This window comes from Pseudoxanthomonas japonensis (genome assembly GCF_043632995.1).
GTDB lineage: Bacteria > Pseudomonadota > Gammaproteobacteria > Xanthomonadales > Xanthomonadaceae > Pseudoxanthomonas_A > Pseudoxanthomonas_A japonensis.
This window is the reverse complement of the sequence record NZ_CP171632.1, coordinates 1976864-2001853: the sequence shown is the minus strand read 5'-3', so window position 1 is coordinate 2001853 and position 24990 is coordinate 1976864. Positions and strand designations below refer to the sequence as shown.

Annotated in this window: 19 protein-coding genes; 8 read left to right on the top strand and 11 right to left on the bottom strand. The window is 66.2% G+C overall.

Features of this window, described 5'->3' with window-relative positions; translation table 11 throughout:
• Positions 1-48: 48 nt before the first annotated feature.
• Both clpA and clpS read right to left on the bottom strand, forming a co-directional pair.
• Positions 49-2331, bottom strand: coding sequence for an ATP-dependent Clp protease ATP-binding subunit ClpA (gene clpA / locus ACGHX3_RS09110; RefSeq protein WP_394697172.1), 2283 nt, complete (start codon positions 2329-2331; stop codon positions 49-51).
• A 150-nt stretch (positions 2332-2481) separates the two neighbouring features.
• On the bottom strand, positions 2482-2802 hold the full coding sequence (clpS, locus tag ACGHX3_RS09105; protein WP_162337349.1) for an ATP-dependent Clp protease adapter ClpS: 321 nt from the start codon (positions 2800-2802) through the stop codon (positions 2482-2484).
• Positions 2803-2892: 90 nt separating this feature from the next.
• Here clpS and ACGHX3_RS09100 point away from each other — a divergent pair, with 90 nt between their 5' ends.
• From ACGHX3_RS09100 to hflD, 4 genes are read left to right on the top strand one after another with little or no spacing between them, the layout of a single operon-like run.
• Entirely contained in the window at positions 2893-3372 is a 480-nt protein-coding gene (locus ACGHX3_RS09100) for a hypothetical protein (protein WP_213604949.1), read from the top strand.
• Complete coding sequence (locus ACGHX3_RS09095; protein WP_162337351.1) at positions 3373-3834, top strand: NUDIX hydrolase; 462 nt, start codon at positions 3373-3375, stop codon at positions 3832-3834. It begins immediately after the preceding gene.
• Positions 3831-4949, top strand: a complete 1119-nt coding sequence (mnmA, locus tag ACGHX3_RS09090) for a tRNA 2-thiouridine(34) synthase MnmA (RefSeq protein WP_394697171.1) — start codon at positions 3831-3833, stop codon at positions 4947-4949. The genes ACGHX3_RS09095 and mnmA overlap by 4 nt, the downstream gene beginning before the upstream one ends.
• Positions 4946-5557 (top strand): high frequency lysogenization protein HflD, encoded by a 612-nt coding sequence (gene hflD, locus ACGHX3_RS09085; protein ID WP_394697170.1) that lies wholly within the window; start codon positions 4946-4948, stop codon positions 5555-5557. The genes mnmA and hflD overlap by 4 nt, the downstream gene beginning before the upstream one ends.
• A gap of 18 nt (positions 5558-5575) precedes the next feature.
• On the opposite strand, the gene ACGHX3_RS09080 is transcribed toward hflD, so the two are convergent.
• The 4 genes from ACGHX3_RS09080 to ACGHX3_RS09065 form a co-directional block, all read right to left on the bottom strand.
• The gene (locus ACGHX3_RS09080) at positions 5576-6730 is read right to left on the bottom strand and encodes an acyltransferase family protein (protein ID WP_394697169.1); all 1155 of its coding nucleotides are present in this window, start codon (positions 6728-6730) and stop codon (positions 5576-5578) included.
• A 142-nt stretch (positions 6731-6872) separates the two neighbouring features.
• On the bottom strand, positions 6873-9464 hold the full coding sequence (gene acnB, locus ACGHX3_RS09075; RefSeq protein ID WP_394697168.1) for a bifunctional aconitate hydratase 2/2-methylisocitrate dehydratase: 2592 nt from the start codon (positions 9462-9464) through the stop codon (positions 6873-6875).
• A gap of 51 nt (positions 9465-9515) precedes the next feature.
• Positions 9516-9917, bottom strand: coding sequence for a type II toxin-antitoxin system VapC family toxin (locus ACGHX3_RS09070; protein WP_313928005.1), 402 nt, complete (start codon positions 9915-9917; stop codon positions 9516-9518).
• Complete coding sequence (locus tag ACGHX3_RS09065) at positions 9914-10120, bottom strand: AbrB/MazE/SpoVT family DNA-binding domain-containing protein (protein WP_394697167.1); 207 nt, start codon at positions 10118-10120, stop codon at positions 9914-9916. The genes ACGHX3_RS09070 and ACGHX3_RS09065 overlap by 4 nt, the downstream gene beginning before the upstream one ends.
• A 213-nt stretch (positions 10121-10333) precedes the next feature.
• On the opposite strand from ACGHX3_RS09065, the gene acnA reads away from it, so the two are divergent.
• Positions 10334-13099 (top strand): aconitate hydratase AcnA, encoded by a 2766-nt coding sequence (gene acnA / locus ACGHX3_RS09060; RefSeq protein WP_394697166.1) that lies wholly within the window; start codon positions 10334-10336, stop codon positions 13097-13099.
• A 67-nt stretch (positions 13100-13166) separates the two neighbouring features.
• Here the strand turns inward: acnA and ACGHX3_RS09055 are convergent, their stop codons facing one another.
• Complete coding sequence (locus ACGHX3_RS09055; RefSeq protein ID WP_394697165.1) at positions 13167-15626, bottom strand: prolyl oligopeptidase family serine peptidase; 2460 nt, start codon at positions 15624-15626, stop codon at positions 13167-13169.
• Between the two features lie 27 nt (positions 15627-15653).
• On the opposite strand from ACGHX3_RS09055, the gene ACGHX3_RS09050 reads away from it, so the two are divergent.
• Positions 15654-16232, top strand: coding sequence for a hypothetical protein (locus tag ACGHX3_RS09050; protein WP_394697164.1), 579 nt, complete (start codon positions 15654-15656; stop codon positions 16230-16232).
• On the opposite strand, the gene ACGHX3_RS09045 is transcribed toward ACGHX3_RS09050, so the two are convergent.
• Complete coding sequence (locus ACGHX3_RS09045; RefSeq protein ID WP_394697163.1) at positions 16233-16673, bottom strand: nuclear transport factor 2 family protein; 441 nt, start codon at positions 16671-16673, stop codon at positions 16233-16235.
• Positions 16674-16787: 114 nt separating this feature from the next.
• On the opposite strand from ACGHX3_RS09045, the gene ACGHX3_RS09040 reads away from it, so the two are divergent.
• Together ACGHX3_RS09040 and ACGHX3_RS09035 are read left to right on the top strand one after the other, a co-directional pair.
• Positions 16788-18467: a long-chain fatty acid--CoA ligase gene (locus ACGHX3_RS09040; protein WP_162337362.1), complete on the top strand. Its 1680-nt coding sequence runs from the start codon at positions 16788-16790 to the stop codon at positions 18465-18467.
• A gap of 265 nt (positions 18468-18732) precedes the next feature.
• Positions 18733-19599, top strand: coding sequence for a crotonase/enoyl-CoA hydratase family protein (locus tag ACGHX3_RS09035; RefSeq protein ID WP_213604940.1), 867 nt, complete (start codon positions 18733-18735; stop codon positions 19597-19599).
• Positions 19600-19778: 179 nt separating this feature from the next.
• On the opposite strand, the gene ACGHX3_RS09030 is transcribed toward ACGHX3_RS09035, so the two are convergent.
• The 3 genes from ACGHX3_RS09030 to lysS all read right to left on the bottom strand — a co-directional run bounded on the left by ACGHX3_RS09030 (position 19779) and on the right by lysS (position 24989).
• Positions 19779-21974: an ATP-binding protein gene (locus ACGHX3_RS09030; RefSeq protein ID WP_394697162.1), complete on the bottom strand. Its 2196-nt coding sequence runs from the start codon at positions 21972-21974 to the stop codon at positions 19779-19781.
• Between the two features lie 3 nt (positions 21975-21977).
• Positions 21978-23063, bottom strand: coding sequence for a two-component system response regulator (locus tag ACGHX3_RS09025; protein ID WP_249720550.1), 1086 nt, complete (start codon positions 23061-23063; stop codon positions 21978-21980).
• A gap of 405 nt (positions 23064-23468) precedes the next feature.
• Complete coding sequence (gene lysS, locus ACGHX3_RS09020) at positions 23469-24989, bottom strand: lysine--tRNA ligase (RefSeq protein WP_394697161.1); 1521 nt, start codon at positions 24987-24989, stop codon at positions 23469-23471.
• Position 24990 lies beyond the last annotated feature (1 nt).

The window sequence follows — 24990 nt, the reverse complement described above, 5'->3', positions numbered from 1 at the left end:
AAGGAAAGGCGGCCTGATGGCCGCCTTTTCGTTCACAGGCTCCCGCGATCAGGACACGGTCGCGGGCAGCAGCCGCTCCGGCTCTGCCTGTGCATCGACCACCAGCTCGCCATCGCGCACGTCGATGCTGACCCGACCGCCGTTGACCAGCTTGCCGAACAGCAACTCGTCGGCCAGCGGGCGCTTGACCTTGTCCTGGATCAGGCGAGCCATCGGACGCGCACCCATCAAAGGATCGAAACCGTGCTGCGCCAGCCAGTCCCGCGCCGCCGGCGTGGCCGACAGGCTGACGTGCTTCTCCTGCAACAGCATTTCGAGTTCGATGACGAACTTGTCCACCACCCGCAGGATGTGGTCGAAGCCGAGGCCCTGGAACTGCACGATGGCATCCAGCCGGTTGCGGAACTCCGGCGTGAAGCTGCGGCGGATCACTTCCATCGCATCCGTCGAATGGTCCTGCTGCATGAAGCCGATGGTGCGGCGCGACGCCTGCGCGGCGCCGGCATTGGTCGTCATCACCAGGATGACGTTCTTGAAGTTCGCTTCGCGTCCGTTGGTATCCGTCAGTACGCCGCGGTCCATGACCTGCAGCAGGATGTTGAAGATGTCGGGATGCGCCTTCTCCACTTCGTCCAGCAGCAACACGCAGTGCGGCGTCTTGACGATCTTCTCGGTCAGCAGGCCACCCTGGTCGAAGCCCACATAGCCCGGGGGCGCGCCGATCAGGCGGCTGACCGAATGCGGCTCCATGTACTCGGACATGTCGAAGCGCACCAGCTCGATGCCCAGCTGCAGCGCCAGCTGCTTGGTCACCTCGGTCTTGCCCACGCCGGTGGGACCGGCGAACAGGAAGTTGCCGATCGGCTTTTCCGGATTGGCCAGGCCGCTGCGCGCCAGCTTGATGGACGAGGCCAGCGTCTCAATGGCCGGATCCTGACCGAAGATGACCATCTTCAGGTTGCGCTCCAGGTGCTGCAGCACGTCCTTGTCGGACGAGGACACCTGCTTGGCCGGGATGCGCGCCATCTTGGCGACGATGGTTTCGATCTCTTCGACGTCGATCAGTTCCTTGCGGGTGCCTTCGGGCAGCAGGCGCTGCCGCGCGCCCGCTTCGTCGATGACGTCGATCGCCTTGTCCGGCAGCAGGCGGTCGCCGATGTGCTTCACCGACAGGTCCACCGCCGCCTGCAACGCGTCGTCGGCGTAGGTGACACCGTGGTGCGACTCGTACTTGGGCTTCAGGCCCTGCAGGATCTCGTAGGTCTCGCCCACTGTCGGCTCGACGATGTCGATCTTCTGGAACCGGCGAGCGAGTGCGCGATCCTTCTCGAAAATGCCACGGTATTCCTGGAACGTGGTCGAGCCGATGCAGCGCAGCTCGCCCGAGGCCAGCGCAGGCTTGATGAGGTTGGACGCATCCATCGTGCCGCCACTGGCCGAACCGGCGCCGATGATGGTGTGGATCTCGTCGACGAACAGGATGGCGCCGGGGATCTTCTTGATCGCCGCCAACACGCCCTTCAGGCGCTTCTCGAAGTCGCCGCGGTACTTGGTGCCGGCGACCAGCGCGCCGAGGTCCAGCGAGTAGATGACGGCATCCAGCAGCACGTCCGGCACTTCGCCCTCGACGATGCGCTTGGCCAGGCCCTCGGCCAACGCGGTCTTGCCTACGCCGGCCTCGCCGACGTAGAGCGGGTTGTTCTTGCGACGGCGGCATAGCACCTGGATCGTCCGCTCGATCTCGTCGCCACGGCCCACCAGCGGATCGATCCGGCCTTGGCGTGCCATGTCGTTCAGGTTGCTGGCGAATTCGGTCAGGGCATCGCCCTTGCCTTCGCCCTCGGCGCCCTCGGCCTTGCCCTCGCCTTCCGGCTGCCCACCCGCTTCGTTCTCTTCACCCTGCTTGGCGATGCCGTGGGACAGGTAGTTGACGATGTCGAGGCGGGTGACGTCCTGCTGGTTGAGGAAATACACCGCGTGCGAATCCTTCTCGCCGAAGATCGCGACCAGCACATTGGCGCCGGTGACTTCCTTCTTGCCCGAGGACTGCACGTGGTAGACGGCGCGCTGCAGCACGCGCTGGAAGCCGAGGGTCGGCTGCGTATCGCGGCCATCGTCCTCCGCGAGGCGCGACACCGAGGCCTCGATCGCCTGCTCCAGGTCGGTGCGCAGGCGATTGGCGTCCGCGCCGGTCGCTTTCAGGACGGCCTGGGCCGACGGGTTTTCGAGGAGCGCGAGCAGCAGGTGCTCGACGGTCATGAATTCGTGCCGAGCTTCACGGGCGCGCTTGTAGCACTGGCCGATGGTCTGCTCGAGGTCTTTGCTGAACATGGTTGCCTCCGGGGCCTATGCCGACAATATGCGGCTTGGCGGGCGGTTTTCCATCACCCTACCGGATTTCAGTGTTCAGGGATCGTTGACTTGCGTCGAGCTGATGACGCCCCCACACCGTAACCGGTCCGGCGTACCCGTGCCGGCCCCTCAGGACTTCTCCATCGTGCACAGCAGGGGATGCTGGTTCATACGTGAAAACTCGTTGACCTGGGCCACCTTGGACTCGGCCACCTCGCGGCTGTACACGCCGCAGACGCCGCGGCCGCGGGTATGGACGTGCAGCATCACCTGGGTCGCCTTCTCGAGGTCCATCGTGAAGAACTGCTGCAGGACGGTGACCACGAAATCCATCGGGGTGTAATCGTCGTTGAGCAGCAGGACCTGGTACAGGGGCGGCGGCGCGACCTCGGGCCGGCTGGTCTCCACCATCAGGCCGTGGTCGCGTTCGTTTTCGTTCTTGCGTGACATGCCGCAATTATAGGCGCCAGCCGCCCTCGCCCGCATGGACGCCATGCGTGACCCCCGCCACAATGCACGTTCCGAACCCAAGAGCCGATCATGAAGCCGATCCTGCCCCCACTGACTGCCGCCCTCTTGTGCACCGCCGCCCTCGCCTTCCCGGCGTTCGCCGCCGATGCGTCGGTGGAGGCGCGCCTGCAGGCCCGCGGCGTGCAGTTCGAGGTGGACGGGGACGGCGATTACAAGGTCACCTATTCGTACCAGCAGGAGAACCGTACCCAGCTGGTCTTCGTGTCCGGCCGCACCGAGCAGGTCAACGGCATCACGGTTCGCGAAGTCTTCTCGCCCGCCGGCCGCGTCGCCGCCGACCAGATCGACGGCGCCAAGGCGCTGGCGCTGCTCGCCGACAGCCGCAGCAAGAAGATCGGTGCCTGGGAGATGTCGGGCGACGTCCTCTACTTCGTCATCAAGCTGCCGGACAGCGTCGACGCTGCCGCGCTGGAAGCCGCGATGGACATCGCGTCGGAAACCGCGGACAACAAGGAGATCGAACTCTCCGGCGACAAGGACGAGCTGTAAGTGAGCTACCGCGAGGGACGCTTCTGGCAGCCTGACGTCACCGTGGCCACGGTCGTGGTGCGTGACGGCAGATTGCTGATGGTGGAGGAGCGTGCGCAGGGTCGCCTGGTCTTCAACCAGCCCGCCGGACACCTGGAGCCGGACGAAAGCCTGCTGGAGGCCGCCCTGCGCGAGACGCTGGAGGAAACCGGCTGGGAGGTCGCGCTCACCGCCTTCATCGGCGCCTACCAGTGGAAGGCCGAGACCGGTCGCCATTACCTGCGTTTCGCCTTCGCCGCCGAACCGGTACGCCACCTGCCGGAGCGCCCGCTCGACGATGGCATCGTGCAGGCGCTGTGGTTGACGCCGGCCGAACTGCAGGCGCAGTCCGGACGCCATCGCAGCCCGCTGGTATGGCAGGTCGTGCAGGACTATCTGTCCGGGCGCCGCCTGCCGCTGTCGACGCTGCAGCAGATCGGATGAGTGCGCCACGCGTCATCGTCGGCGTCTCCGGGGGTGTGGATTCGTCCGTCGCCGCCCTGCAGCTGGTGCAGCAGGGCGAGCCGGTCGCGGGCCTCTTCATGCAGAACTGGGCCGATGACGGCAGCGGCGACTGCCGCGCCGAGGACGACCGCCGCGATGCCGTCGCGGTCTGCGGTCGCCTCGGCATTCCGTTCCACTTCCGCGACTTCTCCAGCGAGTACTGGCGGGGCGTGTTCGAGCACTTCCTTGCGGAGTACGCCGCCGGCCGCACGCCCAACCCCGATGTACTGTGCAATCGTGAAGTGAAGTTCAAGCACTTCCTCGATGCTGCCCGTGAACTGGGTGCCGAGAAGATCGCCACCGGCCATTATGCGCGTGTCGACCGGCACGACGGCCGGTGGCGCCTGCTGCGCGGCGTGGACCGCGGCAAGGACCAGAGCTATTTCCTGCACCAGCTGGGACAGGCGCAGTTGTCGGCCACCCTGTTCCCGATCGGCGAACTGCAGAAGACCGAGCTGCGGCGCATCGCGCGCGAGGCCGGGCTGCAGACGCACGACAAGAAGGATTCCACCGGCATCTGCTTCATCGGCGAGCGCGACTTCCGCGAGTTCCTCGGGCGTTACCTGCCGGCGAAGAAAGGCGAGATGCGGGACCCGTCTGGCCAGGTGATCGGCGAGCATCCCGGCGTGTTCTATTTCACCCTGGGCCAGCGCGAAGGCCTGCAGATCGGCGGTGTGCGCGGGCGTCCGCAGGCGCCGTGGTACGTCGTGGGCAAGGACGTGGCGGGCAACGTGCTGTACGTCGACCAGGACACGCAGAGTCCCCATCTGATGTCGACGCAACTGCGGACCGAAAGCGCCCACTGGATCGCCGGCGACCCGCCCGCCGCACGCTTCACCTGCACGGCGCAGACGCGCTACCGCCAACCCGATGAGTCGTGCGAGGTGCATGTCCTCGACGACGGCACGGTGTCCGTGCAGTTCCCGCACCCCCAGCGCGCCGTCACGCCAGGACAGTCGCTGGTCCTCTACGCTGGCGACGAATGCCTGGGGGGCGCCGTCATCGCGCGGACGAACGCCCCCCTCGAACTGAAACTCGCGGAGCAAGCAGCTTGAGCAACCGATATTCCGACCGCGTGCTGGCCCTCGCCGGGCTGGCGCAGGCCCTCCACCAGGTCCGCCGCATCGCGGAGACCGGCCAGTCCGAAGGCGCGGCCGTGCAGGCATCGCTGGACAGCGTGTTCCGCATCGACGCGGCCACGCCCTTGGCCGTGTACGGTCGCGTGGGCGATGTCGCTCCCGGCATGCGCGTGTTGCGAGGCTATCTTGCGAAGGAAGCCCAGGACGACGGCCTGTCGCGGCTGGCGATGGCCGTGCTGCAACTCGAGCGCCGCTTCGTGCGCGAAGAGAACACTGTGCATGCGGTCACCCGCGGGTTGACCGAGATCGCGCCGCGCGCCGAGCAACAAGGCAGTACGCATCCCGATGTCCTGTCGGCACTGGGCGGCCTGTATGCCGACACGATCAGCCACCTGCGCCCGCGCGTGATGGTCCAGGGCAACCCCCACTACCTCGGGCAGCCGGGCGTGGTGGCGGAAATCCGCGCGATCCTGCTCGCCGCCGTGCGCTCGGCGGTCCTGTGGCGCCAGATGGGCGGCACGATGTGGGACTTCGTCTTCAGCCGCCGGCAGATGCTCGAGGCCGTGGACGGCTGGCTGGACTAGGCCGGTGACGCCGCCGTGTCATCCTGCGGACGGCGCTCGTGCCTTTCCGGGCTGGTACCGATGCCGCAGCGAAAGCCAGGGCTTCTCCCAGTAGCGCCAGCTGAGCTCGGCCAGCACCATGGTCAATACGGCCGTGATGACCCACGTGGACAGGATGCCGTCCAAGGGGTCTGAGCCGTGGGCTTCCAATACGCGCTGGGTCCCGATGGCGATCGGGAAATGGAGCAGATACGCCGCGTAGCTGCGCGCGCCCAGCCACCGCATCACCGGGTTGACGAAGAGCGCCCGCACGATCGGTCCGTTGTCGCGGAATGCCAGCAGCGACAGCAGGCCCGCGCCGAACACGATGTTTGCGGTGTAGCCGAACATCTGCACCACCGGGTCGAGCAGCCAGTACTTCCCACGCACGGCCCAGATCACCGCGACGCATGCGAGGCCTGCCAGCATGAGGCGGTACGCCCAGCGCGCCAGTACCTCCCGGCCTGCCGCCGAACTGGCGATCAGCGCCAGCAGCGAGCCGGCTGCCAGGTCGTCCAGCCGCGTGAACAGCAACACGTAGATGGCGACGCCCGAGAAACCGGTCAGCACCATCGCCACGCGCAGCAGGATGGCCAGGAAGAACAGGCCGATCAGGATCCACCACAGTCGCCGCACCGGCAGCATCAACACCAGCAGGGGCCACAGCAGGTAGAACTGCTCCTCGACCGCCAGCGACCAGAGGTGCGTGACAGGGCGGAAGTCGCCCCACCCGTTCCGTGCAACGTAGAAGTTCTGCAGGTACACCCAGAACGACAGGTGCGACTTTTCCGTCATCGCCCTGAAGCTGCCGGCTTCCCATACCCACCAGACCGCGAGCAGCGCCAGCACCAGATAGTAAGGCGGGAAAATCCGCAACGACCGGCGGAAGTAGAACGTGCGCGTGGCATAACGGATGCCGCGCATCTGCAGCAGGATGCCGGTGATCAGGAAGCCGGACAGGATGAAGAACATGTCCACGGCCATCCACGACCACTGCAGGCCCGCATAGGCCAGCCCGAGGACGGAAGGCAGCGGAAGATGATTCCAGACCTCCAGCACATGCAGCGACAGGATGCACAGGAAGAAGATCCCGCGCGCGCCGTCCAGCGCAATGTAATACCTGCCCTGTGGTGCAGGACCTGGTGCGGTGCCCATCTTTTCCCCTGAGGTTCCCCTGCTTCATGTCACGTAAATTGGGTTCTGAAAAGGACAAGCTGATCGCGCCGGACCGCGACCGGCCCCCAAACGCAGACGAGCCCGGCAATGCCGGGCTCGTCGTTGCTGGTGCACCTCGGGGTCAGGCCGCGACGGTCTTCGCCACGTCCTGGTACTCCTCGATCTGGTCGAAGTTCATGTAGCGGTAGATCTCGGCGCCCTTCTCGTTGATCACGCCGATGTCGGCCATGTACTCGGCCTTGGTCGGGATCTTGCCCAGGCGCGAGCAGATCGCGGCCAGTTCCGCCGAGCCCAGGAACACGTTGGAGTTGCGGCCCAGGCGGTTCGGGAAGTTGCGGGTCGAAGTGGAGAACACCGTCGCGCCCTCGCGTACCTGCGCCTGGTTGCCCATGCACAGCGAGCAGCCCGGCATTTCCATGCGCGCGCCGGCGGTGCCGAACGTGCCGTAGACGCCTTCCTTGGTCAGTTCCGAGGCGTCCATCTTGGTCGGCGGGGCCACCCACAGGCGGGTCGGGATGTCGCGCTTGCCTTCCAGCAGCTTGGCGGCGGCACGGAAGTGGCCGATGTTGGTCATGCACGAACCGATGAACACTTCGTCGATCACCGTTCCGGCAACGTCCGACAGCGTCTTCACGTCGTCCGGATCGTTCGGGCAGGCCAGCAGCGGCTCGTGCACGTCAGCCAGGTCGATGTCGATGATCGCGGCGTACTCGGCGTCGGCATCCGGCTCCAGCAACTGCGGGTCGGCCAGCCAGGCTTCCATCTTGGCGATGCGACGGGCCAGCGAACGGGCGTCGGCATAGCCTTCGGCGATCATCCACTTCAGCAGCGTGATGTTGCTGGTCAGGTACTCGATGATCGGCTCCTTGTTCAGGCGCACCGTGCAACCGGCGGCCGAGCGTTCGGCCGAGGCGTCGGACAGCTCGAACGCCTGCTCCACCTTCAGGTCCGGCAGGCCTTCGATCTCGAGGATGCGGCCGGAGAAGATGTTCTTCTTGCCCGCCTTGGCCACGGTCAGCAGGCCGGACTTGAGCGCGTAGTACGGAATCGCGTTGACCAGGTCGCGCAGCGTCACGCCCGGCTGCAGCTCGCCCTTGAAGCGCACCAGCACGGATTCCGGCATGTCCAGCGGCATCACGCCCGTGGCCGCGGCGAAGGCGACCAGGCCCGAGCCGGCCGGGAACGAGATGCCCACCGGGAAGCGGGTGTGGGAGTCGCCGCCGGTACCGACGGTGTCGGGCAGCAGCATGCGGTTGAGCCAGCTGTGGATCACGCCGTCGCCCGGACGCAGCGAAATGCCGCCGCGGGTGGAGATGAACTCCGGCAGCGTGTGGTGCGTCTTCACGTCGACCGGCTTCGGATAGGCCGCGGTGTGGCAGAAGGACTGCATCACCAGATCGGCGGAGAAACCCAGGCAGGCCAGGTCCTTCAGCTCGTCGCGGGTCATCGGGCCGGTGGTGTCCTGCGAGCCCACCGAGGTCATCTTCGGTTCGCAGTAGGTGCCCGGACGCACGCCCTGACCTTCCGGCAGGCCACAGGCGCGGCCGACCATCTTCTGCGCCAGCGAGAAGCCCTTGCCGCTGTCGGCCGGCTGCTGCGGCTGGCGGAACAGGTCGGTCGCCGGCAGCTTCAGCGCTTCGCGCGCCTTCGCGGTCAGGCCGCGGCCGATGATCAGCGGGATGCGGCCACCGGCGCGCACTTCGTCGAACAGCACGTCGGACTTCACCTGGAACTCGGCGATCACCTGCCCGTCCTTCAGCGCCTTGCCGTCGTACGGGCGCAGCTCCACCACGTCGCCATGGTTCATCTGCGACACGTCGAGCTCGATCGGCAGCGCCCCGGCGTCCTCCATCGTGTTGTAGAAGATCGGGGCGATCTTGCTGCCCAGGCAGACGCCGCCGAAGCGTTTGTTCGGGATGAACGGGATGTCCTCGCCGGTGAACCACAGCACGCTGTTGGTCGCCGACTTGCGCGAGGAACCGGTACCGACCACGTCGCCGACGTAGGCGACCAGGTGGCCCTTGTCCTTCAGCGACAGGATTTCCTGGATCGGGCCGCGCTTGCCGTCTTCTTCCGGCACGAACGGCGCGTCGGGGCGCTTGTTCTTCAGCATCGCCAGCGCGTGCATCGGGATGTCGGGACGCGTGGTGGCATCGGGTGCCGGCGACAGGTCGTCGGTGTTGGTTTCGCCCGGCACCTTGAACACGGTGATGGTCAGGCTCTGGGGTACTTCCGGCTTGCTGGTGAACCATTCCGCGTCGGCCCAGCTCTGCAGCACGGCCTGTGCGTGGGCGTTGCCCGCCTCGGCCTTCTCCTGCACGTCGTGGAAGCTGTCGAACATCAGCAGCGTGTGCTTCAGGCCTTCGGCGGCGATCGCGCCGAGGTCGGCGTTGTCCAGCAGCTCGATCAGCGGATGGATGTTGTAGCCGCCCAGCATGGTGCCCAGCAGTTCGGTGGCGCGCTGCGCGGTGATCAGGGGGGTCTTCTCGGTGCCGAAGGCAACGGCGGCCAGGTAGGACGCCTTGACCTTGGCGGCATCGTCGACGCCGGCCGGGACGCGGTTGGTGATCAGGTCGACCAGGAACGCCTCTTCACCGGCCGGCGGGCTCTTCAGCAGTTCGATGACCTCGGCCGTCTGCTGGGCCGACAGCGGCAGCGGCGGGATGCCCAGCGCGGCGCGCTCGGCTACGTGGTGGCGATAGGCTTCCAACATGGGTGACTCCGGTCGTTCGATGGTGCGGTGGAAAGGGAAAACGGATGAGGCTTATTCGTTGGCGGGCACGATCAGCTTCAGGCCCTTGAAGTAGTCGCGATGGAAGGCGGTGTCGAAGGTGATCAGCCCGTCGCACTGCAGCAGCGCGTGCGCACCGACCAGAAAATCGGCGATCGGTCGCGCCTCGCCGTCGCGCTGGCGATGCCGGCGTTGCATCTCGCCCGCACGCAGCGCGGATTTGGCCTCGACGGCGCTGAAGTGGACGCCCATCTCTTCCAATGCGGCCAAGGCGTCGGCGCCGTTGCGCAGGGAGGCGCACAACTGCGCCAGCGCGGCATCGCAGACGACCACGCGGCCACTGCCCAGGCTCTGGCGCAGGCCGGCTTCGACCGCATCGGCGCGGGCGCCATCGGTCAGCAGCTCGATCAGGACGGGGGCATCGACGGCGATCATTCGTTCGTGGCGCCCGGCGTGCCGTCGCCATCAAGGGCGAACTTGCCGCGCACGCGCGAAATCGCGTCGTCGACGCTCTTCCGCAACACGATGCGGCTACCCTCCAGTTCGACCTTCAGCACGCTGCCCTTGGTCAGGCCCAGCGCATCGCGCACGGCCTTCGGCAGGGTGATCTGGCCGCGCTCGGCAACGGTGGCTTCCATCAGCGGCCCCTCTTGAGTATGGAAGAATTATACATACTTTACTTGGCATACCCCAGTCCGGAGACCTACCATCCTGCTGGTTGCCTGCCTCTTTGGTCGGATCACGGCCGTCTCACTCATGACGGATAATCCGGGCAAGCCTCGACAAGACACGCAGCGCCGGCCGCTTATGCTCGTGCCCTGCCCCTTCCCCCAGCTACAGGAGCCTCCGCGATGAGTGATTCCTTCGCCACCCGCCGTTCCCTGGACGTCAACGGCACGTCCTACACCTACTACAGCCTGCCGGTCCTGGCCGAACGACTGGATCCGAAGGGGGGCTTCGCCCGCCTGCCCTACTCCATGAAGATCCTGCTGGAGAACCTGCTGCGCTGCGAGGACGGCGTGACGGTCCTGCCCGAGCACATCCAGGCCGTCGCCGGCTGGGAAGCGGCCAAGGAGCCGGATACCGAGATCGCGTTCATGCCGGCGCGCGTGGTGCTGCAGGACTTCACCGGCGTGCCCTGCGTGGTCGACCTGGCCGCGATGCGCGACGCCGTGGTCAAGCTGGGCGGCAGCCCGGACCAGATCAACCCGCTGATCCCGTCGGAGCTGGTGATCGACCACTCGGTGCAGGTGGACGTGTTCGGCAGCCCCGATGCGCTGGACCTCAACGGCAAGATCGAGTTCGACCGCAACAAGGAACGCTACGGCTTCCTGCGCTGGGGCCAGAAAGCGTTCGACAACTTCAAGGTGGTGCCGCCGAACACCGGCATCGTCCACCAGGTGAACCTGGAAAACCTTGCCCGCGTGGTGATGACCGGCGAGAAGGACGGCCAGGCCATCGCCTACCCCGACACCGTGTTCGGTACCGACAGCCACACGACGATGATCAACGGCATCGGTGTGCTGGGCTGGGGCGTGGGCGGCATCGAGGCCGAGGCCGCGATGCTGGGCCAGCCCTCGTCGATGCTGATTCCGCAGGTGGTCGGCTTCAAGCTGACCGGCAAGCTGCCGGAAGGCGCCACCGCCACCGACCTGGTGCTGACGGTCACCCAGATGCTGCGCAAGCTGGGCGTGGTGGGCAAGTTCGTCGAGTTCTACGGCGACGGCCTGCAGCACCTGCCGCTGGCCGACCGCGCCACCATCGGCAATATGGCACCGGAGTACGGCGCGACCTGCGGCATCTTCCCGATCGACCACGAATCGCTGAACTACCTGCGCTTGTCCGGTCGTAGCGAAGAGCAGATCGCGCTGGTCGAGGCCTACGCGAAGGCGCAGGGCCTGTGGCATACACCCGACAGCCCGCACGCCGAGTACAGCGCCACGCTGCACCTCGACATGGGCGACGTGAAGCCGTCGCTGGCGGGACCGAAGCGCCCGCAGGATCGCGTGCTGCTGCAGGACGTGAAGCAGAACTTCCGCGACAACCTAGTGCCGTTCGCCGATGCGCGCCGCAAGCGCATCGACCTGGTGCAGGAAGACCGCCTGAAGAACGAAGGCGGGGGGGGTACGGCCGTCGGCGCACGGGAAGCCTCGCGCGAATCCGCACCCGACAGCGGCACCAAGAAACTGCGCGACGGCGACGTGGTGATCGCCGCCATCACCTCCTGCACCAACACCTCGAACCCGGCCGTCATGCTGGGCGCCGGCCTGCTCGCCCGCAATGCGGTCGCCAAAGGGCTGAAGGCGCAGCCGTGGGTGAAGACCTCGCTCGGCCCGGGCTCGCGGGTGGTGACCGATTACCTCGAAAAGGCCGGCGTGCTCGACGACCTGGAGAAGCTCGGCTTCTACGTGGTCGGCTACGGCTGCACCACCTGCATCGGCAACTCCGGCCCGCTGCCGGACGACGTGTCGGCGGCGATCGCGGCCGACGATCTGGTCGCGGCATCCGTGCTGTCCGGCAACCGCAACTTCGAGGGCCGCGTGCATCCCGAAGTGAAGATGAACTACCTGGCCAGCCCGCCCTTGGTGGTGGCCTATGCCATCGCCGGCACCACCGACATCGACCTGACCACCGAACCGCTGGGCACCGGCAGCGATGGCAAGCCTGTCTTCCTGAAAGACATCTGGCCGACCAACAAGGAGATCGGCGACTTCATCGCCCGCACGGTGGGGCCGGAGATGTTCGCCAAGAACTATGCCGACGTGTTCAAGGGCGATTCGCGCTGGAACACCATCGCCTCGCCCGATGGCGACCTGTACGCCTGGGATGGCGACTCGACCTACATCAAGAACCCGCCCTACTTCGACGGCATGTCGATGGAGGTCGGCAGCATCGACGACGTCCACGGTGCGCGCGTGCTCGGCCTGTTCGGCGATTCCATCACCACCGACCACATCTCGCCGGCCGGCAACATCAAGAAGGACTCGCCCGCGGGTCGCTTCCTGATCTCGCGCGGCGTGCAGCCGGCGGACTTCAACAGCTACGGCAGCCGCCGCGGCAACGACGACGTGATGGTGCGCGGTACCTTTGCCAACATCCGCATCAAGAACCTGATGTTCGGCGGCGAGGAAGGCGGCAACACGCTCTACTTCGGCAGCACGCCGCCGGAGAAGATGTCCATCTACGACGCCTCGATGAAGTACCAGGCCGAGGGCGTGCCGCTGGTCGTCATTGCCGGCAAGGAGTACGGCACCGGCTCATCGCGCGACTGGGCAGCCAAGGGCACCAACCTGCTGGGCGTGAAGGCGGTGATCGCGGAAAGCTTCGAGCGCATCCACCGCTCCAACCTGGTCGGCATGGGTGTGCTGCCGCTGCAGTTCAACGACGGGGAGAACGCGCAGTCGCTGGGTCTGGATGGCTCGGAAACCTTCGACGTGACCGGACTGAAGGATGGCGCGGCGAAGACTGCCACCGTCACGGCGCGCAAGTCGGACGGCAGGACGGTCGAATTCCAGGTCAAGGTCCTGATGCTGACGCCGAAGGAAGTCGACTACTTCCGCCACGGCGGCCTGCTGCACTACGTGCTCCGCCAACTGGCCGCGCGCAAGACCGCCTGAGAAGCGGAGAGCGGAATGCAATGAAGAAGGCCGCCCTCGGGCGGCCTTCCTCTTCAACAACGCATGCTCATCGATCCCCAGTGGCGGGGGCGGATCCGCCGCCCTGCCCCTTGTGCTTGACGTAGCGTTCCAGCCACTGGTCCTGCTCCCACAGCAGATGCAGGATCGATTCCTTCGCCGCGTAGCCGTGGCTTTCCTTCGGCAGCAGCACCAGCCGCGTCGGCGCGCCAAAGCCCTTCAGCGCATTGAAGTAGCGCTCGCTCTGCATCGTGAACGTGCCGGAGTTGTTGTCCGCTTCACCGTGCACGAGCAGCAGCGGCGTCTTCATCTTGTCCACGTGCATGAAGGGCGACATGCCGTTGTAGACCTCTGGCGCCTCCCAGTAGTTGCGCTCTTCCTGCTGGAAGCCGAACGGCGTCAGCGTACGGTTGTAGGCGCCGCTGCGCGCGATGCCGGCGGCGAACAGGTCCGAGTGCGTCAGCAGGTTCGCGGTCATGAAGGCGCCGTAGGAATGCCCGCCCACCGCCACGCGCGTGCGGTCGATGTAGCCCAGCGCATCCACGGCATCGATCGCCGCCTTCGCGTTCGCCACCAGTTGGGTGACGAAGGAGTCGTTCGGCTCCTCCTTGCCCTCGCCGACGATCGGAAACGCGGCATCGTCGAGCACCGCGTAGCCGCGCGTCACCCAGTAGATCGGCGAACCGTAGCTCGGGAAGATGAACTCGTTCGGGTTTGTGGTGTTCTGGCCCGCGCTGTCGCGGTCCTTGTACTCGGCCGGATAGGCCCACATCACCAGCGGAAGTTTCTGCGTCTTCGCGGTACGATCGTAGCCCGCCGGCAGGTAGAGCGTGCCGGTCAGCGGCAGGCCGTCGGCACGCGTGTAGGTAAGGACTTCCTTGTGCACGCCCTGCAAGCCCTTGAACGGATTCCCGAAGTGCGTCACCGGTACCGGCGCGATGCGCTGCTTGAGATGGCGGATGTAGTAGTTCGGGAATTCGGTCGGCGACTCCAGCCGCACCAGCACGGTGCCCGCCTCCGGATCCAGCAGGGCCTGGATCGCTTCCTTCTGCCCGGTCAGGCGCGAGGTATACACGCGCTCCTTCCTGCCGGTCGCCAGATCCATGCGGTCGATGAAGGGGAACTGGCCCTCCGGGGTGAAGCCGTCGCCGATCAGGTGCGCCTGGCCTTCATCCAGCGCCAGCACGCGCTGGCCCGCCGCGTTGCGACGGGTCTCGAACTCGCCCGGATCGCTGTACTGGTCCTGGTAGTTGCGGCTGGCGAGTTCGCGCAGCGGCGCGCCGGCTTGCGAGGGATCGAACAGGTAGGTGCGCGTGTTGCGCGTGTTCCACCAGTAGTCGGTGACGATGGCATGGCGATCATCGCCCCACAGCACGCCCTGCACGCGATCGATGGTCTTGAAGATCGAGCGCGGCGCCGCGGTGAACGGCGCGTCCCAGGCGAAGGCTTCGTCACGGAACGGCACGTCCACTGCGGGGTCGCCCTTGTCCAGCGCCTCCGCCCACACCAGTGTCGCCGGCTGGTCCGCGCGCCATTCGATATCGCGCCGACCCGCGCGCACGGCCATGAAGCCTTTCGGCAGGTTCTCGGCGAGCGGCGCGTCGACGACCGTCACGACGGGCTTTCCGGTGGTCTCCACGACGTCGGCGCTGAACGGGAAACGGCTGTAGGGCACCAGATACGAGAACGGCTTCTTCAGCGTCCGCAGCAATACATAGCGACCGTCCGGCGAGAATGACTCGCCGGTGTACATGCCGGCGCCGCGCCACAGCGTCGCACGGCCCTTCAACGGCACGCGATGGAGTTCGGATGTCGCCAGCACTGCGAAGTTCGCTTCGTCCTGCGGGTTCTTCAGCAGGTCCTGGTAGGTGCGGTTCTGTGCCTTGCTGCCATCGCTAACGGACACGGTGGGGCCGGTCGGCACCTGGCGCGAGGTGTCGATCAGCGCAGGACGTTGCGCGGGCAGCATGCGCACCAGCAGTGCCTGGTTGTCGCGGAACCAGGTGAGCGGATTGCCCACGTTGCCGTTCACGCGTGCCTCGGTGAGCCGCGTGGCGCGCGCGGAGGCCAGTTCCAGCACCCACACTTCCACGCCGGTGCGCGTGGTATGAGTGAACGCGAGCCGCGTTTCATCGGGCGACCAGACGAAGTTGGCCAGGCGCGGCGCGGCCGGCAGGCCGGTCACCTGTCGCGGGCTGCTGCCCGCAAGCTCCTGTACCTGCAGGTTGTTGAAGTAGGTGGCCGTGCTGGCGATGTTGGTGCGCGGATTGACCCGCAGGCCACCCAGCCGCAGTTCCTCGTCGGACAGTTCCGCCAGCGACTTGAACGCGTCGCGATAGAACAGCACCAGCCGCGTCTTGCGGCTGTCGGTCACCACGCTTGGCGGTCGCTGCACGTCCGCCAGTTGCAGGATCTCCGCAGGCGGCGTCTGGTAAGGCAGCGCTTCCTGCGCGAGGGCGGTGCCGGCGGCCAGCCACAGGCACGCCAGGAGTGTCCAGCGAATCGACATGGAGGTGTTCCCCTGTTGGATATCCCGATGATCCCGTCCCTGTCGCGCCACGGCAACCCGACCGGTTGCCGGTTCCGTGCTTTCCCTGCGTTGCGGGTCATGAAGGCCTTCTTCCGGAGGCCATGGGGAACGGCCATGAACCGACGTATCCCGCGTTTGCTTTCGCAGTGCGCCGGCCTGTGCATTGGGGTGCTGATCGCCACCAGCGGCATCGCGGCACCACCCGCGGCGGACCAGGCGAAACGGATCGCCGAGCAGTTCGTCACCGGCAAGCAGCCCGATGGACAGGAGAGTTACGAAGCGACGGAGGTGGTCACCAGCGACTTGAACGGCGACGGTCAGGATGAAATCGTCGTGCTGTGGACCCTGTATGGCCCGACCTACTGGAACCATGGCGTCGCCGTGCTTGAAAAACAGGGAGCGCGCCATGTCCCCGCCGGCGAAACACAGGATGCGCTCGGACTCGTGGAAGAGATGACCGTCGCGGATGGCATCATCCAGCTGAAGACGAAATGGCCCGGTCCCAACGATGCACGCTGCTGCCCCACCGTGGCCAAGACGCTGCGTTATCGATGGACGCCCGGGAAGCTCACACCGGCGAAGTGATCACTGCCCGCGCTGCCAGCGGGCGTGGTACACGCGCCAATCGCCATCCTCGCGTCGCCATGCCGTCGTGACGCGATAGGTGCCGGCCTGGTTCGGCAGCAGGCGTCCGCTGCTGGAGGTCAGCAGCACGTCGAACGCGACCTCCGCGTTTTCGCCATCCACCCTCACGTCGAGCGGCCCGGTGGTGGCGCCGATGCGCGCATTCATCAGCGTGTGCGCACGGATCATGTTGTGCAACGCAGCACGATCGAGCCCGTCCTCACCCGTGAAATCGGGACTGACGCCCTCGATGAAATCGCCCGCCTTGCCGGCCTCCACCGCTGCCTGCATCGCATCGAACTGCTGCCGCAACTGCGCTTCCGGCGTATCGCCGGCACAGGCAACCAGCGCCAGCATGCAGGCGAACAGCCAACCACGCGCGATGAACCCGGTCTTCCTCATCGAAACCTTCGCCTTTTCCATCCGGAACGGTATGCTCCCGACAGGCGCCATCTCCGGCGTTTGCCCATTGAACGCCGCGAGGCGACCCGAAGACCCTGGGGAGGGATTGGAACGATGAGTCAGGAACGTCCGTGGTTCAAGAGCTATCCGCAAGGCGTACCGCAGCAGGTGGACCTGGAGCAGTACCGCTCCATCGTGTCGGTCTTCGATGAGGCGATCAGCAAGTACCGCGACCGTCCTGCGTTCCGCAACTTCGGCAAGACCCTGACCTACGGCGAGGTCGACACGCTCAGCCGGCAGTTCGCGGCGTACCTGCTCGGCGAGCTCAAGCTCAAGAAGGGCGACCGCGTCGCCATCATGATGCCGAACTGCCTGCAGTACCCCATCGCGATCTTCGGTGTGTTGCGCGCCGGCCTGACGGTGGTCAACGTCAATCCGATGTACACCCCGCGCGAGCTGAAGCACCAGCTGGTGGATTCGGGCGCCAGCGTGCTGCTGGTCGTCGACAACTTCGGCAAGACCGCGCAGGAAGCCCTCGCCGGCACGCAGGTCAAGCAGGTGGTCACCACCGCGCTCGGCGACATGGTCGGTTTCCCCAAGGGCGCGATCGTCAACTTCGTGCTGAAGTACGTGAAAAAGATGGTGCCGGACTACGACATCCCCGGTGCCGTGCGTTTCAAGGACACGCTCACGCTGGGCCAGTTGCATACGTTGCCCGAGGTCGACATCGACTCCGGCGACATCGCCTTCCTGCAGTACACCGGCGGCACCACCGGCGTGGCCAAGGGCGCGATGCTGACGCACCGCAACCTGGTGGCGAACATGCAGCAGGCCGGCGTGTGGGTCGGCACCGGACTGGATTACGGCAACGAGGTGATCATCACCGCGCTGCCGCTGTACCACATCTTCGCGTTGACGGCGAACTGCCTGGTCTTCATGAAGCTGGGCGGCCTGAACCACCTGATCACCAATCCGCGCGACATGCCGGGCTTCGTGAAGGAACTGAAGGCCACGCGCTTCACCGCGATCACCGGCGTCAACACGCTGTTCAACGGCCTGCTCAACACGCCGGGTTTCGACGAAGTGGATTTCTCCAACCTCAAGATGACGCTCGGTGGCGGCATGGCCGTGCAGCGCGCGGTCGCGGAGAAGTGGAAGAAGGTCACCGGCGTGACGCTGGTCGAAGCCTACGGCCTGACCGAAACCTCGCCTGCCGCCTGCATCAATCCGATGGACCTGCACGACTACAACGGCGCCATCGGCCTGCCCGTCCCGTCCACCGACGCCTGTCTCAAGGACGACGATGGCAACGTCGTGCCGGTTGGCGAGGTCGGCGAGTTGTGCATCAAGGGTCCGCAGGTGATGAAGGGCTACTGGCAGCGTCCCGAGGAAACGGCGAACGTGATGGATGCCGATGGCTGGCTGCACACCGGCGACATGGCCAAGATGGACGAGAACGGCTTCTTCTACATCGTCGACCGCAAGAAGGACATGATCCTGGTGTCCGGTTTCAACGTGTACCCGAACGAGGTCGAGGACGTGATCGCCGGCCTGGACGGCGTGCTGGAAGTCGCCGCGATCGGCGTGCCCGATGAAAAGTCGGGCGAAGCGGTGAAGGTCTTCATCGTGAAGAAGGACCCTGCCCTCACCGCCGAACAGGTCAAGGCGTTCTGCCGCGACAACCTGACCGGCTACAAGCAGCCGCGTCACATCGAGTTCCGCACGGAGCTGCCGAAGACCAATGTCGGCAAGATCCTGCGCAAGGAACTGCGGGAGCCTGCGAAAACCGCGTGACGCCCTGTTCAGCTTCTTGCGGAAGGCCGGCCATGCGCCGGCCTTTTTCTTTTGGTTCAGGACTTTAGGGGTGAATTCTAGACGCCTGTCACAATTATCGGGACTGGGAGCGGCTTGGTGCCGTCAAGTTGCCGCAAGCGCGTATGTGCACTGGATTTTAATTATTCGTTCAGGTGTAGGATCGGCGCGTGATGCCACCTGCGTCACATTAATCCGTCACCCGCTTCCCCTGCCGCGCGGGCACTACCCCTCCAAGGAGCTCTCCATGAACAACGTCGAAAAACTGCAGCGTACCCGTGCCTTCCCGACCATCCGCGTCGAATCCGAACCGAGCGGCGATGCGCACTGGATGTATATGCATTCGGATGTCGCGCCGGGCGTGCGCCCCTGCTTCCGCAGCCAGATGCTCGACGACGTGCTGAGCTTCATGAACTCCATCACCCTGCGCGAATCCCAGCGCCAACCCGGCAAGCTGCGTCACCTGGTCGTCGCCTCGGATGCGAACGCGTTCAACCTGGGTGGCGACCTGGAACTGTTCTCGCAGCTGATCCGCGAGAACAACCGCGACCGCCTGCTGAGCTACGCGCGCCGCTGCATCGATGGCGTCCATCATCTCAACACCGGCCTCGGCGGCGACGTGCGCACCATCGCGCTGATCCAGGGCGATGCACTGGGCGGCGGCCTGGAGATCGCGCTGTCGTGCCACACCATCGTGGCCGAGGAAGGCGTGGACATGGGCCTGCCGGAAGTGCTGTTCGGACTGTTCCCGGGCATGGGCGCCTACTCGTTCCTGTGCAAGCGCGTGTCGCCGCAGGTGGCCGAGAAGATCATCCTGGAAGGCAACATCTACACCAGCGACGAGTTGTACAAGCTGGGCGTGGTCGACGTGCTGGTACCGAAGGGCCAGGGCGCGGCGGCCGTGCAGACGATCATCGACAAGCAGCGCCGTTCGCCCCATGCGCACCTGGCCTTGAACGCCTGCCGCAACCTGGCGCAGCCGGTCGGCTACGACGAACTGATGGGCATCACCGAAGTGTGGGTCGACACCGCCCTGACGCTCGGCGACAAGTCGCTGAAGATGATGGAACGCATCGTTCGCGCGCAGGAAAAGCGTTCCATCCGCGCAGCCTGACGACCTGCAAGACCCTGCTTCCATCGCAGGGAACCACAGGGGAAATCAGGGGGTTGAAGCGCGCTTCGCGTCTTCAAGGGCGAGTCCGGGTCACCGTACTCGCCACGGACCCGCGGATCCGCCGGTTGACCGCACGACATCTGCCACCCACCGGCCGTCATCGGCGGCCGGCAGGCGCATCACGGCGATGAGCTTTCGTTGCCCTTGTCGACCGCACTGCGGACACGCTGCCGGGCATCGAGCGCGGCACGGCCGTGGCTCAGGTGGGAGTTCAGCGCCGCCAGGCGATGCCGCCATTCGCGGGTGATCTGCCAGTCGGCCAGGCTCATCATCTCGCCCGCCGCGGCCGCCAGTTTCACCAGGCCCAGGTTGCTGGCCACGCCCTTCAGCGCATGCGCGTGTTCGCGCAGATGTTCGCCATCGCCGCGCTCCATCGCATGCGCCATGGCGCCGATGCATCCGTCGGCGTCGTTGAGGCATTGCTCGATGAATTCGCGTTCGAACGCTTCACCCATGCCGAGCGCCGTCAGTTCGTCCAGCACGCTGACGTCGAGCACGCCGTCCGAGACTTCCACCGCGCGCGCGGGCGCCATGGAGACCGCAGTGGCAGTGACCCGGCCGGAGGTCGCGATGTCCGCCAAGGCGTCCAGCAGGCGGGTCGCGACGACCGGCTTGGCCAGGAACGCCCGCGCACCGGCCTGTTCGCAACGCTGGATGGATTCGGGCGTGACGTCCGCGCTGAGGATCAGCACGGGGGTGCGGCTGCCGCTGCCCGCTTCCATCACGCGCAGCTGCTTGAGCAGGTCCAGGCCGCTGAGGCCGGGCATGTGCAGGTCGCAGATGACCGCGTCGTAGGAGGCCGACTCCAGCGCGTCCAGTACTTCTTCGCCGCCGTTGACGCAGGTGATGCGATGGCCGGCCTTCTGCAGCAGCCGCTGGACGACCATGCGATTGGCTTCGTGGTCGTCGGCCACGAGGATTTGCATGCTGCGCACGCGGGCGCGATGACGCAGGAACGGATCCGAGAACGCGATGATGTTCTCCGCGCCCGAGGTTTCCGGTTCTTCCTGCAGCCACTCCGCATGGCCGTGCACCGCGGGTACCACGACGCGCTCGGGCACCGCTTCGAACGGCAGTTCCACCCAGAAGCAGCTGCCACGCTGTTCATGGCTCTCGAACCCGATGGTGCCGCCCATCGCTTCGGTCAGGCCCTTGGCGATCGTCGTGCCCAGGCCCGTGCCACCGTAACGGCGCGACAGGCTGACGTCGGCCTGCTCGAACGCCTCGAACAGGCGCTCGCGCAGTGCGAGCGGTACGCCGATGCCGGTATCGGTGACGGTGAAGCGCAGGCGCACCTGGCTGCCCTCGACCAGGGACGGGGTGACGACCACGCGCACTTCGCCCTCGTCGGTGAACTTGACCGCGTTGCCGGCGAGGTTCAGCAGCACCTGGCGCAGGTGGCCGGCGTCGCCGCGCAGCTTGAGCGGAATCGCGTCGTCGACGACGCCTTCGTAGCGCACCTGCTTGCCGCGTGCCTGCGGCATCAGGATCAGGCCGATGTTGTCGACCAGCTCGCGCGGCGAGAACTCCACCACGTTGAGCTTGACCTTGCCCGCTTCGATCGCGGAGATGTCCAGCACGTCCTCGACCAGCCCCAGCAGCGTGCGCGTGGAGGCTTGGATGGTAGACAGGCATTCGCGCTGCTCGGCATCCAGGCGCGTGGTCGCCAGCAGTTCGGACATGCCAGCCAGCCCGTTCAACGGCGTGCGGAACTCGTGGCTCATGTTGGCGAGGAAGCGGCTCTTGGCCTCGTTCGCGCGACGCGCCTCGTCGGTGGCGCGGGTCAGGTCGCGCAGCAGGCCGGACAGGTACATCGGCACCGCGATCAGGCCGAGCACCAGACCCACGCCCAACGTCAGGTTGCTGCGCCAATAGTCGTTCATCGCGACGACGGCTGCGAATGTCGTGCTCGCCATCGCCACCGCCACCACCAGGTACCGGTTGCCGTAGCGCAGGCCGTTGCCGACCGTGATCCACATCAGCACCACGTAGGCCCACGACAGCGGTTCGCCCATGCCGTTCATCGCGGCGGCCAGCAGGCCGTAGTCGGCGATCATGCCCAGCGCACGGCGCGCGTGCGACTTGCCCGGCTGCACCAGCAGCCACGCGAAGATGCCCAGGCTGTTGACCAGGCCCGAGGTGATGATGGTCAGGACGATCGCGTACTCGCCCGGCGGCAGCGCCGCGCGCGAGGACGGCAGCAATGCGTACGTCAGGATGATGGAGATCAGGGCGACACGGATCAGCGCCTGGCCGTGTTCACTGTCGCCGCGATGCGCCAGTCGGGACTTGATCCAGCCGATGGGATTGGTCATGGCTCACTCCATCCCTGGACGGTTCTGCACCGTCGAGTAGCGTTCGCAGATGTCGTCCAGCCGCGCCCGCCCTCGGATCAGCGCGTCGACACATGCGGGGTCGAACAGGCGACCGCGCTGCGCATACAGGTAAGCCAGTGCGGCGTCCTTGTCCCACGCCTTCTTGTAAGGCCGCGGCGAGATCAGTGCATCGAACACGTCCGCCACCGCCACTATCCTCGCTTCCAACGGGATCTGCTCGCCGACGAGGCCATCGGGATAACCGCTGCCGTCGTAGCGTTCATGATGCCGCAGCGCAATCAGCGCGCCGGTCTGGATGAAGCGGTTCTGGCTGCCCGAGAGCAACTGGTGGCCGATCTTCGGGTGGCGGCGCATGACCTCGGTTTCGTCCGCGGTCAGCGGCCCGGCTTTCATCAGCACCGAATCGGGGATCGCGATCTTGCCCATGTCGTGCAGCGGCGCGGCCATCTCGATGGTGCGCACCTCGTCTTCCGGCAGGCCTAGCTGCTCGGCGATCAGCCCGGCCACGTGGGCCATGCGTTCCAGGTAGGCGCTGGTGCCGCTGTCGCGGTACTCGATGGCGCGCGCCAGGCGCGACAGCGTCTCGCGTTCGCGCTCCTCCACCTCGTGCATGCTGGACAGCAGGCGCTGCTCCAGCGACAGGGCGCGCTGCTTGACGTTCTCGGACTGCTGGCGGAGCTGCAGCAGGTTGCGGCAGCGGGCGCGCAGTTCGCGCGGCCGCACCGGCTTGACCAGGAAATCGATGACGCCGGCTTCCAGCGCGGCCTGGCGGATCGGCTCGTCGCCGACCACGGTGATCAGGATGATCGCGATGTCGCGGTGCATCGGCAGCCGGCGGAAGCGGCGGGCGAACTCCAGCCCGTCCATGCCCGGCATGCGGTAATCCAGCAGCAGCAGGTCGGTGCGGTTCTTCTCGCACCATTCCAGTGCGGCCAGCGGATCGCCGAAATCATGGACGGCCAGCTCGGACGCGATGTCCTCGATGACATGGCGCAGCATCGTGCGCGCAGACGTCTGATCGTCGACGATGACGATGTTCAAAGCGTTACCTGCCCCTTGGGGCCACATCACGTGGCTGTCGGGCAAGGATACTCCGGCGGGGCTCGCATCCAACATGTCGTCAGTCCTGTCCGGTGGCACGGGCCCGGGCGGGGTCCGTGAACCACGAAGGGAACCGATGCGAATCACGGGGCCCCCTCCCCTGATCTCTATCGGCGCGGGCGGAGGAAAATTGACCGCCCTGCGCGTGAAACGACGCAGGAAGCGTGCCAGCCGTCGCAATGGCCTGTCGGGGCTCAGCAAATTGATCTCCGTCACGGATTTGCGGTCTTCCCGACCGGTCCGTGGCGGGCTGCTGACGGGAAGGCGACCATCCTGGGACAGCCCTTCCCGCAGCAGTGGTCCCGCCGCGTCATCCCGACGGGTGCGTATGCTGCCCCGGAGCGTCACTTCGTCGACGCGCCGGGGTCCGTTTCAACCCTGGCTTTCAGGACGCATGTAGGGGAACAGCAGCACGTCGCGGATCGAATCGGAGCCGGTCAGCAGCATGACCAGGCGGTCGATGCCGATGCCCAGCCCGCCGGTCGGCGGCAGGCCGACTTCCAGCGCGCGGATGTAGTCGGCGTCGAAGTGCATGGCCTCGTCGTCGCCGCCTTCCTTGGCCTGGACCTGCGCCATGAAGCGCGCCGCCTGGTCCTCGGGGTCGTTCAGTTCGGAGAAGCCGTTGGCGATCTCCTTGCCGTTGATGAACAGCTCGAAACGGTCCGTATAGCCCGGCTGGTCGTCATTGGCGCGCGCCAGCGGCGACACTTCGACCGGGTGGTCGGTGATGAAGGTCGGTTGCACCAGGGTGTGCTCGACCGTCTTCTCGAAGATCTCCAGCAGCAGCTTGCCCCAGCCGTAGGACGGCTTGACGTGGATCTTCAGGCGTTCGCAGTGGCGCACCAGTGCATCGCGGTCGGTGCAGTCGGCGGCGCTGATCTCGGGGTTGTGGTGGCGGACGGCCTCGTCCATGCGCCAGCGGCGGAACGCCGGCTCCAGATCGATGTCCTGCCCGTCCCACGCCACCTGGCCGGTCCCGAGCACTTCATGCGCCACGTCGCGGATGACGCCCTCGGTCAGGTCCATGATCTCGGTGTACGTGGCGTAGGCCTCGTACAGTTCGAGCATGGTGAATTCGGGGTTGTGGCGGGTGCTGACGCCCTCGTTGCGGAAGTTGCGGTTGATCTCGTACACCCGCTCCAGGCCGCCGACCACCAGGCGCTTCAGGTACAGCTCCGGCGCCACGCGCAGGTACAGGTCCAGGTCCAGCGCGTTGTGGTGGGTGGTGAACGGCTTGGCCGCGGCACCGCCGGGGATGTAATGCATCATCGGCGTCTCGACCTCGAGGAAGCGCCGGGTATCCAGCCACTCGCGGATCGCGCGGATGATGCGCGAGCGCTTGATGAAGACCGCGCGTGCTTCCGGGGTGACGATCAGGTCGACGTAACGCTGGCGGTAGCGCTGCTCCACGTCCGACAGGCCATGCCACTTGTCCGGCAGCGGGCGCAGCGACTTGGTCAGCAGGCGGAGGGTGTCGGCCTTCACCGACAACTCACCGGTACGGGTGCGGGTCAGGCCGCCCTCGACGCCGATGATGTCGCCGATGTCCCAGCCCTTGAACGCGTCGTAGGTTTCGCCCAGCGTGTTGGCCTGCAGGAACAGCTGGATGCGGCCGGACTCGTCCTGGATCTGCACGAAGCTCGCCTTGCCCATCACCCGCTTGGCCATCAGGCGACCGGCCAGCTTCACCTGCCGCCCGCTGCCTTCCAGTGCCTCGCCGGTCCAGAGGTCGGCGTCCTCGTACTGCGTCTGCAGGTCGCCTGCGTAGTCGCTTCGGCGGAAGTCGTTGGGAAACGCGATGCCCTGCCCGCGCAGCGCGGTCAGTTTGGCGCGACGCTCGGCGATGAGGCTGTTCTCGTCGACGGGGGGCGCGGCGTTGGTCGGGTCGGTCATG

Bases quoted from the DNA above. Each gene is read 5' to 3' on its own strand.
- clpA (WP_394697172.1), bottom strand. From the start codon at position 2,331: ATGTTCAGCAAAGACCTCGAGCAGACCATCGGCCAGTGCTACAAGCGC.
- clpS (WP_162337349.1), bottom strand. From the start codon at position 2,802: ATGTCACGCAAGAACGAAAACGAACGCGACCACGGCCTGATGGTGGAG.
- ACGHX3_RS09100 (WP_213604949.1), top strand. From the start codon at position 2,893: ATGAAGCCGATCCTGCCCCCACTGACTGCCGCCCTCTTGTGCACCGCC.
- mnmA (WP_394697171.1), top strand. From the start codon at position 3,831: ATGAGTGCGCCACGCGTCATCGTCGGCGTCTCCGGGGGTGTGGATTCG.
- ACGHX3_RS09080 (WP_394697169.1), bottom strand. From the start codon at position 6,730: ATGGGCACCGCACCAGGTCCTGCACCACAGGGCAGGTATTACATTGCG.
- acnB (WP_394697168.1), bottom strand. From the start codon at position 9,464: ATGTTGGAAGCCTATCGCCACCACGTAGCCGAGCGCGCCGCGCTGGGC.
- ACGHX3_RS09070 (WP_313928005.1), bottom strand. From the start codon at position 9,917: ATGATCGCCGTCGATGCCCCCGTCCTGATCGAGCTGCTGACCGATGGC.
- ACGHX3_RS09065 (WP_394697167.1), bottom strand. From the start codon at position 10,120: ATGGAAGCCACCGTTGCCGAGCGCGGCCAGATCACCCTGCCGAAGGCC.
- acnA (WP_394697166.1), top strand. From the start codon at position 10,334: ATGAGTGATTCCTTCGCCACCCGCCGTTCCCTGGACGTCAACGGCACG.
- ACGHX3_RS09055 (WP_394697165.1), bottom strand. From the start codon at position 15,626: ATGTCGATTCGCTGGACACTCCTGGCGTGCCTGTGGCTGGCCGCCGGC.
- ACGHX3_RS09050 (WP_394697164.1), top strand. From the start codon at position 15,654: ATGATCCCGTCCCTGTCGCGCCACGGCAACCCGACCGGTTGCCGGTTC.
- ACGHX3_RS09045 (WP_394697163.1), bottom strand. From the start codon at position 16,673: ATGAGGAAGACCGGGTTCATCGCGCGTGGTTGGCTGTTCGCCTGCATG.
- ACGHX3_RS09040 (WP_162337362.1), top strand. From the start codon at position 16,788: ATGAGTCAGGAACGTCCGTGGTTCAAGAGCTATCCGCAAGGCGTACCG.
- ACGHX3_RS09035 (WP_213604940.1), top strand. From the start codon at position 18,733: ATGAACAACGTCGAAAAACTGCAGCGTACCCGTGCCTTCCCGACCATC.
- ACGHX3_RS09030 (WP_394697162.1), bottom strand. From the start codon at position 21,974: ATGACCAATCCCATCGGCTGGATCAAGTCCCGACTGGCGCATCGCGGC.
- ACGHX3_RS09025 (WP_249720550.1), bottom strand. From the start codon at position 23,063: ATGTGGCCCCAAGGGGCAGGTAACGCTTTGAACATCGTCATCGTCGAC.
- lysS (WP_394697161.1), bottom strand. From the start codon at position 24,989: ATGACCGACCCGACCAACGCCGCGCCCCCCGTCGACGAGAACAGCCTC.